Genomic DNA, 16021 nt, shown 5'->3' on the forward strand with positions numbered 1-16021 from the left:
AATAGTGCCAATGCCTAGTAAAAAGCTGTTTTATGTCTAAGTGATCAACTTAGGTAAAGGTCAAGAAAAACTAAAAAATTTTTGTAATATAAATTTTTTTAAACTGGCTGCTCGCACTCCAAAAAAGCTACCTCAACCGCGAGTTGCTGAATGAATCATAGGCTAGAACTTTATGGTTATGCTTCCTGCTACAAATCCGAAAATTCTTGTTGTAGATGACGACTTTAGTGTGCGTAATCTTATTTATCGTTTCCTGAGTCGAAAATATCAAATAGAGTCTGCGGCAGATGGTAAAACAGCTCTATCTTTGTTTGACCAATTTAATCCAGCTTTAGTAATTTTGGATTGGAATTTGCCAGATATCAGCGGCTACAATTTATGCGAAGAAATGCAGAGCCGTACTAATGTCTTAGTAATGATATTGACTAGTAGAAATGCGGAAGAAGATAAAATTAAGATTCTTTCTGCGGGTGCTGATGATTTTTTAACTAAACCGTTTAGTTTGGCAGAAGTGGAAGTTAGAGTACAAGCACTTTTAAGACGTGTACGTTGCATCAATCCTTCTCCTGTACAGCGTTTAGTGTTCAAACAACTAGCAATTAACCCAGAAGGTAGAGAAGTCACACTAAATGATAAACCACTAAATTTAACGGCTTTGGAATTTAATATTCTACATTTTTTGGCAAGTCATCCTGGGCAAGCTTGGAGTCGTCCCCAACTTATCCAAAAAATTTGGGGTTGCGACTATGTGGGAGATGGACGAGTTGTTGACGTACATATTGGTCAACTGCGCAAAAAACTAGAAGTTGATCAGAATGTACCTGAGTTTATTAAGACGGTTCGCGGTTACGGTTATAAATTTGAATTGCCGGAAGCTACAAATATTTGAGCCGCTTACCATCACATAATAAATCAAGCAAATCCAGCATTTATAACCGGAAATCTCCGAATTTCCTAATATTTTAGCTTCTGTTTAGTTGAATGCTAAAACTTGTCATAACACGTTTATATGTCTTTTTTAAAGACAAAACTTGTCTAATTATGTCTTTAAAAATTATGCGCCACATACACCATTGAGCAAATAGTAAATTTAGGTAGCAAAGCTGCTAGAATCGCCATATTCAGTCTGAGCAGATTAGCTAAAACACATATTCATTGCATCATCACTTCATGATCATGTTGATGCTTGACTGTTAACTGTTGACTGTCAATATCATTCAATATGTAAAGGAAATGTGGAAAATTTTATTAATTAAAAGATGGTTTTTAAAATAAAAACTGGAATATAAATTCCAATTTTTATTTTAAATGTTGACCTCGACATAATTATTCAATTTGGGTCGAATAAATCATTTTTTTTGCTTGCAAATTAAGGGCTGCCAACTAATAATGCAAGTATGCAGTTAAGCAAATAAAGCTTAATCGCAAACAGAAACTAACATTTTGATCCAAAATAATTGGAGGGAAACTAATCATGAATACCCAAAATTCCGTATTGAATTATGCTGGTTCTGAACTGTTTGTAGATTCTGAAAGTTTTTTGCAAGATTTAGCTGATACAGATGCTATGAACTTACAGGGAGGCTATGGCCCCGACATTGAAAAATTGCTGGAATTTGGTGTAAGTGTGTATGCACTAAATAATATTGCTTCCATCGCTAAGTCATTTAGCGCTGCTGGTGGCGGTATTCTTGGTGGTGGCGGTGGTGCTGCTGGTGGCGGTGGTGCTGCTGGTGGCGGTGGTGTTCCTGGTGGCGGTGGTGTTCCTGGTGGCGGTGGTGCTGGTGAGTAATAACATCTCCCTATTAAATAGGATTTAATTTGTGATGGTTGAATCCTAATTTCATGAGCTAATGAGCAGGATTAAGTAATTAATATCTTTATCCTGCTCAGATTTACTAGGCTAACAATCAATAACATCAATATAGCAATCCTAGTTGATTGATAAGCTAATCTTTGAGGGAGTGAACAGAGAACATGGATCATAAATTTGTTGGCAACTCATTTAGGATTGCTATAACTATTCAAGGAGTTAAAGCAATGACTAGAACTTTAACTGAACTACACTCTACTTCTGCTGAGCCATTTTATGATTATGAAAGCTTTTTACAAGAATTATCTGATACAGATTCTATGATGATAAATGGAGGAAAAAACAATAATTATTCTAATCAGAGTAACTACGAAAAAAAGTTATTAGAGTACGAGTTAGTTAAATGTGCTATCTCTTGTACTATTTCTCTATGCAAGTTATTGATTGATATTCCTCAATATCGATCGCAAAATTGTATCTCCTCAGAAAAATTAGAAATAGAAAGGTTTTTGAAACAATGTTATTTTCCTTAAGCAGCCAAAATGTGATTAATTACCTGTCCAACTATTTTTGGGATGACAGCTTTTGAATTAATTCATCCTACACCTTTGCACTTATCTAAGTAGTTTTAATAACAGACAGAAAATTATGCAATTGCTAAATTCACCGACATTGCAAACTGCAAATACTTTGAGCCAGCAATTACTCAATACCTTAGAAGATATAGCTACTAAGGTTCAGATTCAATCTAACTTTTGTATTTCCCATCCAAATTATAAACCTTTAAAACTTCCCGATGAGGCAGTATCACGCTTTCAGCGATTACCATTAAACCTTCAGCACAAGTTTCTTAATTCACAATTGTGCAATTTTCTCTACAGCATCTACTATTGCGGTGCTGGGCGATCTGCTCTGTCTTTAGATATAAATCCAATGGATTCGACAATGCCCAAGAATTTAGAGAATAATACTTATCTTGGAGTAGATGTAGAGTTTTATGAGCAATTACACTTGTCCAATAAAGGTATAGGCTATTTTGACCACGGTTGGCAAGTTTTAGTAGAAGAAAGCGATCGCACTCTTGCAGTGAAAAAAGGTGAATTGACTTTGCACATAGAACGCGATCGCTTTCTTCAAGATACAGAAAAAAATGCGATCGCTGGCGATATAGTTGCTGTCAAGATGCCTCGTAATTTAGTACAGAATGGTTTTTACATGGCGGTGGGAAATGCCGGAATATCAAGAAGTGCTGATACTGCGATCGATTCACACCTTGTACGTGTTTACTTTAATTTAAGTCCTGAAGGTGCAGTTGCAGTCATGAGCAGCCTAACAGATCAACTCAACACTATGTTTATCCCTTTCACTTTTAAAGCGCTTTACAATCCTTCAGACTATGAGCGCTACGATACAGCAGTACTTTACTTTGAGAAAACCAAATATCCCTTGATTCAACAAGTACTGCAAGATATTTATGTCAACTATAAATCACATTTTAGAGAAGAAATTCCACTATTTACAAAATTACTCGCCCCCGGAGTTGCTCTTGCAGAAGAACCAGATAATAAATTTTCTGAGAAAGAAAGTTTTGGCATAAATCGTTGCCAAATTGTTGCCAATGCTTTACTAGAAGCTTTACAACAAGGGGATGAATCAAAAGAAAATCGTATAGCTTTAATACTTAAACAATTTGCCTTACAAGGAATTGAATTACTACGTCCTTATCTTAATTCCAACTCTCAGGATATTTATACACAATTAGTTTGAACATGGATTGTGTCAGGAATCTTTTTTGGGTTTTTTAGAGGCAATAAAATAAAATCAGCTTATTGTTGTACAAAATTATAGACGCAAAAATATTAATTGAATATCTATTGATGATTGTTAGCCTTTAATAAGTGTCCTTAGACTCAAGTATTCATCTTAGTCTAAGGACTTTTTTTAATGTTTTTTTGCAAGTACATGAGGTATAGCAGGGAACAGGCTTTAAATTCGCTCAGTGTCCATATTTGATCATTAGTCTTTGTCATTATCTATGCTTTTGCTGCTGTACATCTCACCCAAATTGAGCCTTTCCGCGTTATATGACAGATTTTTGGTGATATCTTGGCTCAATCATAATTCGTGTTACATTTACCTCAGACTCGACTAATATCTGGGTTGTTGATATGGCTGTTGTTGATATTGTCGTTGCTGTTGTTGCCGTAGTTGCTGTAGTTTACGCTGTTGTTCATATACCTTTGGGTTAAGCTCTTGGTAACGATTTCGCACGTAATTTTTACATTGTTCGATTTTGGGACACAGTTTCACACCATTTCTAATAATTGGTCTGATTTGTCCATATGATGGAGAAACATTGACAGCAACAGTAGTCGTTAAAGTTGTTACAGCCAAAAAAGCAGCAAAAAGACGTTGATTCAACACTGAAGTTATTTCTATTTTGATGATGTTCATAACCTTCCCCCAGTCGCTTAATTCAAGACTTAAGATAGTTTTTCTGAGTTTAGAAAATTAGCTCAACTTTTTCCCTAGCTTGATATTGAGTTTTAAACCTATCAAAATGTGAGTTTGAGAAGATAGGATTGCTGTTAAAACTGCGATCCGCGCAATCGCACCTCAGAGGATGTCTGAAAATGATCAAGTTGGAGAGTTCACCAATGGTATCCGTAGCATGGGTGGGGTAATGTACTTAATTGAGATGAAATGTGCTGTATATAACCGCTTTCTTGACCTTGAATTTTCAATAAACAAATTGTTTTATTTAATTAATATTCATATTTAATTTTAATTAATAATTAAATATGAATTTAAATCTTGCTGAAGATATAAATTAAATACAACAGCGATAAACTACTTTACTACTATTTATGGCTGTGATTGATAAAACACCTTTACTAATATTGAAGTTATTCAACTAAATCAAAAATTAGTCATTTAGCCAAGTGATTCAATTTCACTAAATTAGAATTGACTAGAGCTTGGAGAGAAAAGCAAAATACTAAATCAATTGATAGATGCACATTTCGCAAAAATATTGAGCTAAGCAGACTAAATCAATGGCTGTTATAGCAAAAACACCAATTTGGGATGCTTTTTCTATTTGGATGAGGTTTGTACTTTCTATGTCACATGAAATCAACCAACTTCAAGATTTGGAAAATTTTAATGTTAATAACAGTAAGTTTTTAACACCTTTTCAGCAAAAGGTTTTGTTAAAAAATCTCCAAACAAGTTTACAACCTGAATACCGCCGCCGCATCGAAATTATGTTGCTGGCAGATCAAGGTAAATCTCCAAGTAAAATTTGTCAAATATTAGGCTGTTCTTACCATATGGCGCGATATTGGAGCAGTGTAGCAAAAGCTGGGTTAGCTCATCAATGGCAGGAACAAAAGATAGGTAGGCCCAAAAGTGTTAATGAAAAATATATCGAACGCTTGAAAGAATTAGTAACTAATAGCCCTCATGATTATGGCTATCCATTCCAAAACTGGACAGCACAATGGTTAAGTAAACATTTAGCAAGTGAAATGGGAATTAAAATTACCGAACGCCATATCAGCCGTTTACTTAAACAAATGGGACTGTCTACGAAACGAATAAATAATAATCTTCAACAAGAAACTGCTAATATTCAAGACTCTGAAATTCTCATAGGTGATTTACAATTTACCTGTGAGCATAATAGTTTTCAAGATTTACTCTATTTCGTTAATACCCATCACTAATTATTTGAAAAGAGAGTATATCTTTTTAGATTGTGTTGTTAAAAGTACTATCAATATTTCAACGGCACAATCTAGCTAGTGGCTGCTATTTTCAAAAAACAGGAATTAAATAATGAGTGATTTTTTTATTATTTCTCCTGAAGATATCTTGTATCAAATAAAGCTTTCTTGCCAACTTCCAGAGATGATTGAGGCAATAGCTACTAGGAAAATTATTACTAATGCTGCTGATCAAGCGGGTATAAAAATCAAAGCAGGAGAGCTTCAACAGGCGGCAGATAACATGCGATCGCTAAAAAAACTGATCAAAGCTAAAGATACGGAAGTATGGCTAGAAAAACATTATCTTTCTTTAAATGAATTCAAAGAATTAGTTCAAATTTCCTTACTTTCTACAAAGTTAGCCCATCATCTCTTTGCAGAACAAGTCGAACCTTTCTTTTCTGTACATCAACTCGATTATGCTGCCTGTATTACTTATGAAGTTGTTTTAGATGACGAAGACTTAGCTTGGAAACTGTTTTATGCATTGCAAGAAAACAAAATTTCTTTCCAAGATATTGCTAACCAATACATACAAGAACCAGAATTACGCCGCGTTGGTGGATATTGCGGAAGACGATGCCGTAGCAATTTGAGTCCAGAGATTGCAGGTTGTGTTTTTACAGCTAATCCACCACAAATTCTCAAGCCAATTCTCACACAAAAAGGAGTTCATCTGATTCGGGTTGAAGAAATTATTCAACCTCATTTAGACGAAGCACTACGCTGCAAAATTCTCAGAGATTTATTTTCTGCTTGGTTAAAGCAACAACTTGAAGAAATCAAAATTGTGGTGCAGATTTAATGTCAGGGTGTAGGTTGGGTGGAAGAACGGAACCCAACATCATCCAGATTTTGTTGGGTTACTACACCCAACCTACCATTCTCTTATCTCACTACTAAATAAAAAACCTGTAATAACGCAAAATTTTACGTTTATACAGGTTCTTTAGTGAACATTTTTGATTTTTTTAACTTGCTGATTCTGGGGATGCTTCTGTTTTTTCTGGTTTGAGTAAGGGGAAAGCTATGACATCCCGAATACTTGCAGAATCAGTTAATAACATTACTAACCGATCAATTCCAATCCCTAGACCGCCTGTTGGTGGCATTCCATATTCCAGGGCGGTAAGAAAGTCTTCGTCTACGCCTTGGGCTTCTAAGTCACCAGCAGCTTTGCGGGCGGCTTGGGCTTCGAGACGTTCTCTTTGGTCGATGGGATCTGTTAATTCTGAGAAACTGTTGGCGGTTTCCCGTCCCACAATAAATAACTCGAATCGTTCTACCAAACCTGGTTGAGAACGATGGGGTTTTGCTAGGGGCGAAATTTCTACAGGATAGTCAATAACAAAGGTAGGTTGAATTAAATTTCCTTCTACCTTTTCTTCAAAAGCTAAATTTAGTAACTTCCCAATTGATTGGGCTTCATCTGTACCAGGAATCCCCGCATTTTTAGCTGCGGCTTTTGCATCTTCCAAAGTTTGGAAAGAATTAAAGTCTAAGCCTGTAGCTTCTTTAACTAAATCGTGCATTGTCACCCTTCGCCAAGGTGGTGTTAAATCTACAGTTTCACCTTGGTAGGTAATTTGCAATGTGCCGAGAACTTCTTGGGCAACGGTGGTAATAATACCTTCCGTCAGTGCCATCATATCGTTGTAGTCGGCGTAGGCTTGGTAAATTTCGATTGAGGTAAATTCGGGGTTGTGTCTGGTGGAAATTCCCTCATTACGGAAAATCCGCCCCAATTCAAACACTTTTTCAAAACCACCCACAATCAACCGCTTGAGATGGAGTTCTGTGGCAATCCGCAGATACAACTCCATTTCGAGAGTGTTGTGGTAAGTGATAAAAGGTCGTGCATCTGCACCACCAGCTTCACTTTGTAAAACTGGCGTTTCAATTTCGAGGAAATCTCGCTGTTCTAGATAGCGGCGAATACCAGCAGTAATTTGGGCGCGACGGCGAAAAGTTTGCCGGACTTCAGGGTTAACAATCAAGTCAACGTAGCGCTGGCGGTAGCGCTTGGCAACATCTGTTAATCCATGCCACTTGTCGGGTAGGGGCAATAAGGATTTTGTGAGGATGGTGTATTGTTTGACGTAGACTGATAACTCGCCCTTTTCAGTCCGTTTAATCGTGCCTTTAACTCCCAGAATATCGCCTGCATCTGTGAGTTGCTTCAGGTGGTTGAAAGCATCAGCATCAATTTCTGCCATGCTTTCTTGAATACGACTTTTCTCCAGATAAAGCTGTATGTTGCCGGTTTCATCTTGCAAGGTGAAGAATGCCAACTTACCAAAAACACGCCGCGCCATAATCCGACCGGCGATCGCAACTTCTAAATCAACTTCTTCGCCGTTGGCTAAATCAGCAAATTTTTCTTGCAATTGGGCGGCGTTGTGGGTGGATTCCCAACGATAGGCGTAGGGATTAGCCCCTAACTGCTTAATCTGGTCTACTTTTTCCAGCCTTGCGGCACGGATATCTTCTTCCGACATGGTAACGAACTAAATAGGGCAAGATTAATTATAGATGCTGCAAAAGTAGACAGTGAGAGATTTTTGCACTTGGCAAAATTGAAATGCGATCGCCAAAGGTATCTGACAATGACGCAAACCAAAGTCCGCCTCTGGAATGTAGATGAATATCACCAAATGCTGGACACAGGTATTATCAAAGCCGACGAACGAGTGGAATTAATTGAGGGACAAGTAATACCCATGAGTGCGAAAAACCCTCCCCACGCTGCTACAACATTGTGTGCATCTAGTTAAGCCAATACTCGCAACCTGAACCGGACATTGCCATTGTTGCCATCGATTCACAAAAATACATTGACCACCATCCTGTACCGGATGAAGTGTATTTGTTGATTGAGGTGGCGGATATAACACTAGAAACAGAACGTAAACAAAAAGCCCCTCTTTATGCTAAGGCAGGAATTACAGAATACTGGATTTTAGATGTAAATCAGCGTCAGGTTTATGTTTTTCGCGAACCTAATTTAGCAGGTTACAGTCAACAATTAATTTTAGACGAAGATTTATCAATCTCCTTAATTGCCTTTCCTGAAATTACAATTCAAATTAGTCAACTGTTTCCATAAGTTTAGTGATCGCCACAATTTAATCAAGAGCGATCGCTTTTTATTGACACAGCTATTAACACAACTATAAACTTACAAAATTTATGGCTTATCTAGGCAATTATATATGCTATCTTTGCCCTACTTGTAAGGAATACTGAGACATAATAGCCTTCATTTTCAAGTTGATCAATTGCATAACAGCTTTAATCATGTTTTGCTGATCTGGATGTAAATCTAAACTTTCTAGAGCTTGATAAATATTATCTCCTGCCCGTAACTTTTCTTTCAGCTTTTCCCGTTGTGATGCAGTTAATATGGCATTAATTTCTTTATTGCGCCGTTGACGTAAAGCCTGAATTTTTTGGCGTTCTTGGGGAGTAAAATCAGCTTCAGAATAGGAAATGACATTGACTGTAGCTTGGCTATCTCGTGCAGAAATCACACTAGAACTACCATGAATTTGTAGAGGCGTAGCTAAAGCAATCCCAGGCATAAAGATGACAAGAGCAAGAATATTAGCTACCACAGATAGCCATTTGGGAAATTTAAGTACCATGTTAAGAAATGCCTAAACGAAATTTCATGCCAAGATTAGTTAGGCAAGATTCAAGTTATATTGAATCTTGGTAGCTGGTAGTATAGAGGATGTTCCAGCTTATTTAACAAAGGCATACAGCAACATACAGAAGACAAGTTTCTCCTGAATATTGATTTCTGCCATGCACCCCTAGAAAGTATTATCGGAGATCAGGGAATCTTAAAAAATAAATCACGCTACAGAAAATTTATGTTCAGTGAAGCAAGTAAAAAGCTTGTCCTCCAAAAGTTATCACTTGAAGTTAAAATTGATAAGATAATTTTATGGTTTTTAATCAACTTAATCATTGATAATAAATAAAAATAAACTGTTGTCGGGTGGGAATTATAATACCCACCCTACTGGCTACTGAGACCTTTTCATTCTGTTAATTTCTTGTTGTAATTCTTCAATTTGCTGCCGTAAATTTTCTGCTTCACTTGCGGGGTTTTCCGATGCAACATTTACTGCACCCTCAGCAGGCGATCGCTGATAGTTGCCTCGGCGAATTTGCTGGTATTCTTCTGATCCTGCCCACTCCTTTAAATAACGTATACGTTCTACAGCAAAAGGATGGCTCAACATCGCACCCTGAGCGCCATTGTAGACCAAGAATTTATATATTTGATTCAGTCCATCTTCATCCAATGCGTGATAATTTTCAGACTGGCGGATAAATTCTTGTAAACTACATTCGTGGGCATATTTGCTACTTCCGCCAGATACCTTCATCATCGAAGACATCACAGGATTTAAGTCATCAATTACTAACAATGCGGCACGATCCGCACTTAATTCAGCTTTCCGCCGCCATTCAAAAAAGGCGTAGATTAAGGCTTGGGTAACGAAATTACCAATGCCAAAGGTCAATTCACCTAGAGCAGAAGCAGCGCTCATCGCCCACATCGCCATTTGAATTAAAATAGTATGACCACATTTAATATGCCCCAGTTCATGGGCTAAAACAGCCCTAATTTCGACTTCCTCTAGCAAGTCTAGTATGCCTGTATTTATGACAATGAAAGGATTATCTTGCCCTAAAGCATAACTATTTGCTTGGGGATCTTGTGAGACAAACAGTGCAGGTTCTGGGTAAATGTCCAAATCCCGCACACATTCCCGAAATATCTGGTAAATAGTGGAATATTGACGTGGCCCTACTTGGATGGTGTTACCCATTAGATAGACTAACTGCGGGCGTTCGTAGACAAATTCCATGAATTTACGGGCAATTAAATCAAATCCTGGTAAATTTCGTAAAGCTTGTTCAGCTTGGCGATCAAGTGGATGCCTAAAGGCTTCGCTAGAAATTCCTGTGTAAGTTGGCATAAATTACAGTAATGAGTCAATGGCCAGTAGTCAATGGTGAGCCAGTGCGTTGGGGAGACAGTGCGTTGCGGAGGTTCCCTCCGTTGTAGCAACTGTCGTCGGGTTTCCCGACTCCCTCACTGGCGAACCCGAAGGGTCAAGGATCAATAATCTATGGACTATGGACTCTTGACTAATGACAAGATAATAGAAATGGGGCTAATGGAAGTAAAAATCACTTTGTATGGGATTAAAAGCGTGTGATTGAGGCAGAAGTTCATTTGTCACTACATAACTTCCTGCGATCGCAGGCGGGGTTCCCTTCCTGGCCTCATCATTTGACGATGGCAAGGTTGGTAGCACGCGCCTTGCGTCTGGGACGTAGTGCCTTAATTCAAGTAGGAGCAGCTTGTGGCTATCAAGGGCGATATCGCACTAGCTTTGTCGCATCAGCATTGATGTGGCATGGCCCTGTTATTATTGTTGCTCCAGAAACAGTGCAACAACGTTTATTGCAAGTAGAAATACCCCGCTTACAACAGTGGTTACAAGCTAAAAAACCAATCAGGACAGGCGATGTTTGGCCTAATTCCGAGTTCCAAGGGTTACTTCTGACTTCTCCAGAAGCTTGGTTAAAAGGACAGTTAACATCTTCTGATACCTTTCCCCCAGGTATTCCGACAATTATTGATGGCGTAGATGATTTAGAAGATTGGGTACGTCATCAATTAATTCAAAATGTGCAACCTCAAGACTGGGAAGAACTAATGCTGGCTTGTCCTTACCAAGTTGAAGCAATTCGTTCTGCTAGAACACAACTGACAAAAGAAGTATTTCAGCACCCAGCGAATCCTTATGAGTGCTATCTCATCTCCCAGCCAGAAGCAGAAATTATTCATCGTCTTTTTGCCGAGTTAGAACTAGAGGCTATTCCTGAAGTTTGGAAAAATTTCTGGCAGCAATTTCAATACATCGATGAAAATTCTCTTGTAAATCACCCACCTCATCTTTTTTGGGCAACTATTGCTCGTCGCCAAGGTTTATTTTCTTTGCATTACGCCCCGATTGAACTTGGCGAGATACTTTCGCCGATTTGGCAACGACAGCCAGTAGTGTTAATCGGTAGTGCTTTAGAAGCAGAAACGGAAGCGCCTGTATTTCGTCAACGTTTGGGGTTGGATGATGTAACTTGCTTAAAGTTTTCCTCAGATAGTCAAGCTCAAGCTATTCAACTGTATGTACCCCATCAGTTACCTTTACCTAACACGCCAGAATTTCAACCAGCCTTTATTCACAAAGTTCGTACACTACTATGTTTGAGTGCGACAGCCCCAGGATTGACAGTTATTTTAGTGGGAGATGTACCACTCAAGGCGCAAGTAGGAGCGATTTTGGCTTCAGAGTTTGGTTCGCGGGTGCAGGTAGAAAAAACCTGTTTAGATGAAAATGGTATTTTGATTAGTGGTTGGGAATATTGGCGAGAACATCAACATGTTTTACCTGCGCCCCATCTATTAATTATTGCGACTTTGCCCCTGCCATCTTTAGAAAATCCCCTGGTGGCTGGTAGGGTAGCTCACTATAAGCGATCGCATCAAGATTGGTTCCGTTTATATTTATTACCAGCCGCGTTAAATGAACTGCAACGAGCGATCGCTCCTGTACGCGAAAATCAAGGTGTAGTCGCTTTGCTCGATAGTCGAGTTGTTAACCGCAGCTATGGCTCACAAATCCTGGCGGCGCTTAGTCCTCTAGCACGTATTAACTATCTCGACCCCAGTTTATTCTCTAACCCGGATGAAGAAGATTCTGCCTAAATGACAGATAACTATTTATATTTTGTCAACGGATAGCGATCGCCTCTGAGCAAACGGTATTATCAGCTTGTGGGTAAATTTAGAATAAAACACAAACTAATTGAAATTTTGAATTGCTAATTATGGGTGAAGCAAAACGTCGCAAAGAGACACTGGGAGAAAATTACGGTCAAGAAGAACGTATTTTACCTTGGGTTCCCATCACCAAAAAACAATCCGAATTATTTGTGACTTGGACTACTCGCGGAGCCTGGATTGGGATTGGTACTATGGTTGCTGTTTGGGTAACTATTCGTTTTATTGGCCCAGCCTTTGGTTGGTGGCAAGTTGTAGGTTAAAGAAAAATCCACCAGATGGTTGGGTTTTGCTATCACTCAACCCAACCTACCGTCCTAATAAATAATTAAAAAAATACGTTCAAATTATCCAAAAAATGAGCGTTACAATCTGGTTAGCTAGAGAATGGGCTGATGAGGAACTTCTTGAGTTTGTAGAAGGCGATCTTGTTGATATTAACAATGTGCTTCAACAGCAAGGTTTACCGACTCATCAGGAGCCATTTGGAGAATGGGTTCATAATTTAGAATTTCCACAACTTAGTTGGTCATATTCCACTATTCACTATCTCAGATACTTAGCAGCCAGATTTCTTGAAAATCGTGAGTGGAATCCAACAGTTGAAGACAGTAACAATAAAAATATTCCTGCATATTTAAGAGAATATATTCTTGAAGACAGAAAATCTCATTTAATTTGTCATTCTGATTGGGATGGATATTACGTTCCTATTGATTTTGAAACAGTTATCTATGATCAAAATCTACCTGGTTATTGGCTTGGCTCAAGTATTGCTTTAGTCAAAGAGTTAGAAGATTTATCAAAATTACTAAATTTTAATCTTGGAGAATTTACTCCTAACCTAAACAATCTCTATGAACAAAGGAAAGAAGAGTTAGATAATGAAAGCGATTTTTTAAGCGTTCACAAATCACTACTTTTGGATTTAAATACTGTCGCAAGAGCAAGTGTTGAATATAGGAGTGCTATTGCTTTTACTTAGCTTTTAAAACAAAACTGATTAACAGGGAATAGACAATAAATAGATATCTATTCCCCATTAAACTCTAAGGCTTATTCAATTCGCTTTTCCAAATATTGACCAATCATCAACTGTTCTCCAGCACGAGAGATAATTGTTTGTCTGGTGCGATATTTGTTACCAATAAACTTTAATTCTTCCTCAAACACTGAACCTTTGTACTCAGTTCGCAAACACAGAGTTTCAGAATTAGGGAAATAATATTCTGCGGTGATTGGTTTGGATGTGGCAAAACCGCGATCGCGGTACAAAATATTTCCTAATGCACCAAATAATGTCGAACCTTGAGAATCTTGCCTATTTTTTAGTATATCCGTACTATTCCAAACTACTTCCGCACCACAAATCAAAGTATCTGTATCAGGTAAATTGTGCAACTGCGCCAACTTTTGCAATTGGGCGCATCCTCTTTCCAAAAACCGAATGGTGATTAGACTCACCATTTCCTTCGTTTCTCCCTCTGGGAGGGTATAATAGCGTCTTTCTGAGCGCCACTGACCGGCTGATTTTCGGAAAAATTCTGTAATTTCTGCTTCGTGAGTGGTTTGAGTCAGTCTTAGCGGTGATGTCACGCGTTATAGTCCTCGCCTATGGTAAAAATAGCGTTTGTACATATACTACAGGGTGACAAAAGACAATTACGGTTTAGATTTTTTAATATATCTCATAAATACTGAGAATTACAGATTACTTTCCTAGCATCTTTGCTAGTATATGTTATGTATAATTAGTAAAACTAAATATCATCATTTTAAGCGTGCTAACGCCAAAATTAGGGCAAAAATTAGCCCTAAATCTGATTTTCTACAAGCCTCTTATCTTGAGCCACAGCCAAGATGATTGAGAAAAATAGATTACAATCTTGATTTCACAAAAGGTAAAAAATATTTTACTTCTGAATCAGCAAGTAGCAGCAGGCTTTTGTACCTTGATTTAGCAAAAATTGTAATTTTTGCTACCAAATATTTTTGAGTCAACATTTATTTACTATTATTTAATCTAGCTATAGACATATATACAAAATTACTTGGGAATAAAAAGCTGTTATGTTTGAAAAACTTTTTACATAAGCAAAATAAATGATTTTACCCGGACAACAACCGCAAAAATCGATGAAACAGCAAACCTACATAGCTCCAATCCAAGTGATGAATAGCCAGTTAGATTTAATCGCCAAGATTGATACAGAAAAACCCACACAAAATATCAAGTGTTCCCATAGCCAATCAAAGAAATTCATATCATTATTTGCTTGTTTATTAAGCACAGGATTACTGTCGGCTAGTTGTGGCTCTCTACCAAAAGAAGCTGCTGAAGCACAATCACAAAGAGGAAGTGGGGAACGTGGCGGTGCAACACCAGTAGATGTGGCGATCGCCCGTACAGATACACTAGAAAAGCCACAAGAGTATACAGGTTCAACCATACCTTATCGCACTGTATCGCTGCGATCGCAAGTAGAAGCACGGTTATTATCTTTAAACGTAGATGTAGGCGATAGTGTCAGAAGAAGCCAGAACATCGGGCAGTTAGATGATGCTTTGCTGCTGACAGACTTAAAACAAGCCGAAGCAGAACTAGCAGCCCAAAAATCCGAAGTAGCAAGAGCCGCAACCCAGGTGAGTAATGCGCGTGCGGAAGTTGAGAGATTGCGCTTACAACTAGTGCAAGCGCAAGCCGACTCACAAAGACAACAGCAATTATATAAAGAAGGTGCGATCGCCCAACAAACTGCCGAACAAGCACGCACTCAAGCCCAAACCGCCGCCCAAGCCTTACGAGCTGCGACTGAGCAAGTACGTACAGAACAGCAAGCCGTCGCCGCAGATCAAGGTAGAGTCCTAGCACAACAAGCAGTCGTCGCCCAAGCCAAAGAACGCCGTTCCTACTCCCGACTGATTTCTCCCATCAATGGTGTAGTTACAAGCAAAGTTACAGAACCAGGAAATCTTTTGCAAGCAGGCGGTGAAGTTCTGCAAATTGGCGACTTCAGCCGTGTGAAAGTAGTAGTCCAAGTTTCGGAATTAGAACTGGCAAAAATTAAACTTGGGCAATCTGTACAAGTACGCTTAGATGCCTTCCCGCAAAAAACATTAATTGGCAAAGTTATACGCATATCTCCAGCCGCCGATGCTACCGCTCGCCTGATACCTGTAGAAGTGGAAGTTCCCAACCGTGATAGCAACATCGGTAGTGGACTGTTAGCACGAGTTAATTTTGAAAACCAAACAGCACCGAGAGTTGTAGTTTCGCAAACCGCCATTCAAAAAGCAGCCACAGATAAACAGGCTTCCAGAAACCAGACAAATGGCACCATATTTGTACTTACAGACACCCCAGGACAGCCAAAAGTAGCAGCGCGAGCCGTCACCTTGGGTAAAAAAGCTGACAGCAAAGTAGAAATTTTATCGGGTTTACAACCAGGAGAACGTTACGTAGTTCGCAGTGGTAGACCTTTAAAAGATGGCAACCCTGTACGTCTTTCAATTCTTTCCGAAACAGGCGAATCGAATTCTACACCGCGCGGAACCAGAAATTAACAACTCAGT

The 16021-nt window shown here is 38.6% G+C and carries 17 protein-coding genes; 12 read left to right on the forward strand and 5 right to left on the reverse strand.

Features of this window, described 5'->3' with window-relative positions; all coding sequences use genetic code 11:
• Positions 1 to 172 precede the first annotated feature (172 nt).
• The 4 genes from ACMX3D_RS12095 (at position 173) to ACMX3D_RS12110 (ending at position 3580) form a co-directional block, all read left to right on the forward strand.
• Positions 173 to 889, forward strand: coding sequence for a response regulator transcription factor (locus ACMX3D_RS12095; protein ID WP_482751654.1), 717 nt, complete (start codon positions 173 to 175; stop codon positions 887 to 889).
• 585 nt (positions 890 to 1474) lie between these two features.
• Positions 1475 to 1792, forward strand: a complete 318-nt coding sequence (locus ACMX3D_RS12100) for a hypothetical protein (RefSeq protein WP_482751655.1) — start codon at positions 1475 to 1477, stop codon at positions 1790 to 1792.
• Between the two features lie 185 nt (positions 1793 to 1977).
• A complete protein-coding gene (locus ACMX3D_RS12105) occupies positions 1978 to 2346 on the forward strand; it encodes a hypothetical protein (RefSeq protein ID WP_482751656.1) in 369 nt (122 codons plus the stop codon).
• A 115-nt stretch (positions 2347 to 2461) separates the two neighbouring features.
• Positions 2462 to 3580: a T3SS effector HopA1 family protein gene (locus ACMX3D_RS12110; protein WP_482751657.1), complete on the forward strand. Its 1119-nt coding sequence runs from the start codon at positions 2462 to 2464 to the stop codon at positions 3578 to 3580.
• Between the two features lie 381 nt (positions 3581 to 3961).
• On the opposite strand, the gene ACMX3D_RS12115 is transcribed toward ACMX3D_RS12110, so the two are convergent.
• Entirely contained in the window at positions 3962 to 4267 is a 306-nt protein-coding gene (locus tag ACMX3D_RS12115) for a hypothetical protein (RefSeq protein WP_482751658.1), read from the reverse strand.
• Positions 4268 to 4935: 668 nt separating this feature from the next.
• On the opposite strand from ACMX3D_RS12115, the gene ACMX3D_RS12120 reads away from it, so the two are divergent.
• Together ACMX3D_RS12120 and ACMX3D_RS12125 are read left to right on the forward strand one after the other, a co-directional pair.
• Positions 4936 to 5541, forward strand: coding sequence for a helix-turn-helix domain-containing protein (locus ACMX3D_RS12120; RefSeq protein WP_482752327.1), 606 nt, complete (start codon positions 4936 to 4938; stop codon positions 5539 to 5541).
• 112 nt (positions 5542 to 5653) lie between these two features.
• Complete coding sequence (locus ACMX3D_RS12125; RefSeq protein ID WP_482751659.1) at positions 5654 to 6388, forward strand: peptidylprolyl isomerase; 735 nt, start codon at positions 5654 to 5656, stop codon at positions 6386 to 6388.
• Positions 6389 to 6554: 166 nt separating this feature from the next.
• Here ACMX3D_RS12125 and lysS read toward each other — a convergent pair whose 3' ends face one another.
• Complete coding sequence (gene lysS, locus ACMX3D_RS12130; RefSeq protein ID WP_482751660.1) at positions 6555 to 8081, reverse strand: lysine--tRNA ligase; 1527 nt, start codon at positions 8079 to 8081, stop codon at positions 6555 to 6557.
• Between the two features lie 108 nt (positions 8082 to 8189).
• Between lysS and ACMX3D_RS12135 the strand changes: the two genes are divergently transcribed.
• Together ACMX3D_RS12135 and ACMX3D_RS12140 are read left to right on the forward strand one after the other, a co-directional pair.
• A complete protein-coding gene (locus ACMX3D_RS12135) occupies positions 8190 to 8357 on the forward strand; it encodes a hypothetical protein (protein WP_482751661.1) in 168 nt (55 codons plus the stop codon).
• Positions 8358 to 8416: 59 nt separating this feature from the next.
• The gene (locus ACMX3D_RS12140; protein WP_482752328.1) at positions 8417 to 8689 is read left to right on the forward strand and encodes a Uma2 family endonuclease; all 273 of its coding nucleotides are present in this window, start codon (positions 8417 to 8419) and stop codon (positions 8687 to 8689) included.
• 109 nt (positions 8690 to 8798) lie between these two features.
• Here the strand turns inward: ACMX3D_RS12140 and ACMX3D_RS12145 are convergent, their stop codons facing one another.
• Entirely contained in the window at positions 8799 to 9227 is a 429-nt protein-coding gene (locus ACMX3D_RS12145; RefSeq protein ID WP_482751662.1) for a hypothetical protein, read from the reverse strand.
• Positions 9228 to 9614: 387 nt separating this feature from the next.
• Positions 9615 to 10577: a M48 family metallopeptidase gene (locus ACMX3D_RS12150; protein ID WP_482751663.1), complete on the reverse strand. Its 963-nt coding sequence runs from the start codon at positions 10575 to 10577 to the stop codon at positions 9615 to 9617.
• Between the two features lie 239 nt (positions 10578 to 10816).
• Between ACMX3D_RS12150 and ACMX3D_RS12155 the strand changes: the two genes are divergently transcribed.
• The 3 genes from ACMX3D_RS12155 (at position 10817) to ACMX3D_RS12165 (ending at position 13433) form a co-directional block, all read left to right on the forward strand.
• Positions 10817 to 12373, forward strand: coding sequence for a helicase C-terminal domain-containing protein (locus tag ACMX3D_RS12155; RefSeq protein ID WP_482751664.1), 1557 nt, complete (start codon positions 10817 to 10819; stop codon positions 12371 to 12373).
• A 122-nt stretch (positions 12374 to 12495) separates the two neighbouring features.
• Entirely contained in the window at positions 12496 to 12711 is a 216-nt protein-coding gene (locus ACMX3D_RS12160) for a DUF2839 domain-containing protein (protein ID WP_482751665.1), read from the forward strand.
• 95 nt (positions 12712 to 12806) lie between these two features.
• A complete protein-coding gene (locus ACMX3D_RS12165) occupies positions 12807 to 13433 on the forward strand; it encodes a hypothetical protein (protein WP_482751666.1) in 627 nt (208 codons plus the stop codon).
• A gap of 71 nt (positions 13434 to 13504) precedes the next feature.
• Here the strand turns inward: ACMX3D_RS12165 and ACMX3D_RS12170 are convergent, their stop codons facing one another.
• Positions 13505 to 14044 (reverse strand): phycobiliprotein lyase, encoded by a 540-nt coding sequence (locus ACMX3D_RS12170; protein ID WP_482751667.1) that lies wholly within the window; start codon positions 14042 to 14044, stop codon positions 13505 to 13507.
• 507 nt (positions 14045 to 14551) lie between these two features.
• Between ACMX3D_RS12170 and ACMX3D_RS12175 the strand changes: the two genes are divergently transcribed.
• A complete protein-coding gene (locus tag ACMX3D_RS12175) occupies positions 14552 to 16012 on the forward strand; it encodes an efflux RND transporter periplasmic adaptor subunit (protein WP_482751668.1) in 1461 nt (486 codons plus the stop codon).
• Positions 16013 to 16021 lie beyond the last annotated feature (9 nt).

The organism is Anabaena sp. TISTR 8404 (assembly GCF_056847745.1).

Bases quoted from the DNA above. Each gene is read 5' to 3' on its own strand.
- ACMX3D_RS12095 (WP_482751654.1), top strand. From the start codon at position 173: ATGGTTATGCTTCCTGCTACAAATCCGAAAATTCTTGTTGTAGATGAC.
- ACMX3D_RS12100 (WP_482751655.1), top strand. From the start codon at position 1,475: ATGAATACCCAAAATTCCGTATTGAATTATGCTGGTTCTGAACTGTTT.
- ACMX3D_RS12105 (WP_482751656.1), top strand. From the start codon at position 1,978: ATGGATCATAAATTTGTTGGCAACTCATTTAGGATTGCTATAACTATT.
- ACMX3D_RS12110 (WP_482751657.1), top strand. From the start codon at position 2,462: ATGCAATTGCTAAATTCACCGACATTGCAAACTGCAAATACTTTGAGC.
- ACMX3D_RS12115 (WP_482751658.1), bottom strand. From the start codon at position 4,267: ATGAACATCATCAAAATAGAAATAACTTCAGTGTTGAATCAACGTCTT.
- ACMX3D_RS12120 (WP_482752327.1), top strand. From the start codon at position 4,936: ATGTCACATGAAATCAACCAACTTCAAGATTTGGAAAATTTTAATGTT.
- ACMX3D_RS12125 (WP_482751659.1), top strand. From the start codon at position 5,654: ATGAGTGATTTTTTTATTATTTCTCCTGAAGATATCTTGTATCAAATA.
- lysS (WP_482751660.1), bottom strand. From the start codon at position 8,081: ATGTCGGAAGAAGATATCCGTGCCGCAAGGCTGGAAAAAGTAGACCAG.
- ACMX3D_RS12135 (WP_482751661.1), top strand. From the start codon at position 8,190: ATGACGCAAACCAAAGTCCGCCTCTGGAATGTAGATGAATATCACCAA.
- ACMX3D_RS12145 (WP_482751662.1), bottom strand. From the start codon at position 9,227: ATGGTACTTAAATTTCCCAAATGGCTATCTGTGGTAGCTAATATTCTT.
- ACMX3D_RS12150 (WP_482751663.1), bottom strand. From the start codon at position 10,577: ATGCCAACTTACACAGGAATTTCTAGCGAAGCCTTTAGGCATCCACTT.
- ACMX3D_RS12160 (WP_482751665.1), top strand. From the start codon at position 12,496: ATGGGTGAAGCAAAACGTCGCAAAGAGACACTGGGAGAAAATTACGGT.
- ACMX3D_RS12165 (WP_482751666.1), top strand. From the start codon at position 12,807: ATGAGCGTTACAATCTGGTTAGCTAGAGAATGGGCTGATGAGGAACTT.
- ACMX3D_RS12175 (WP_482751668.1), top strand. From the start codon at position 14,552: ATGATTTTACCCGGACAACAACCGCAAAAATCGATGAAACAGCAAACC.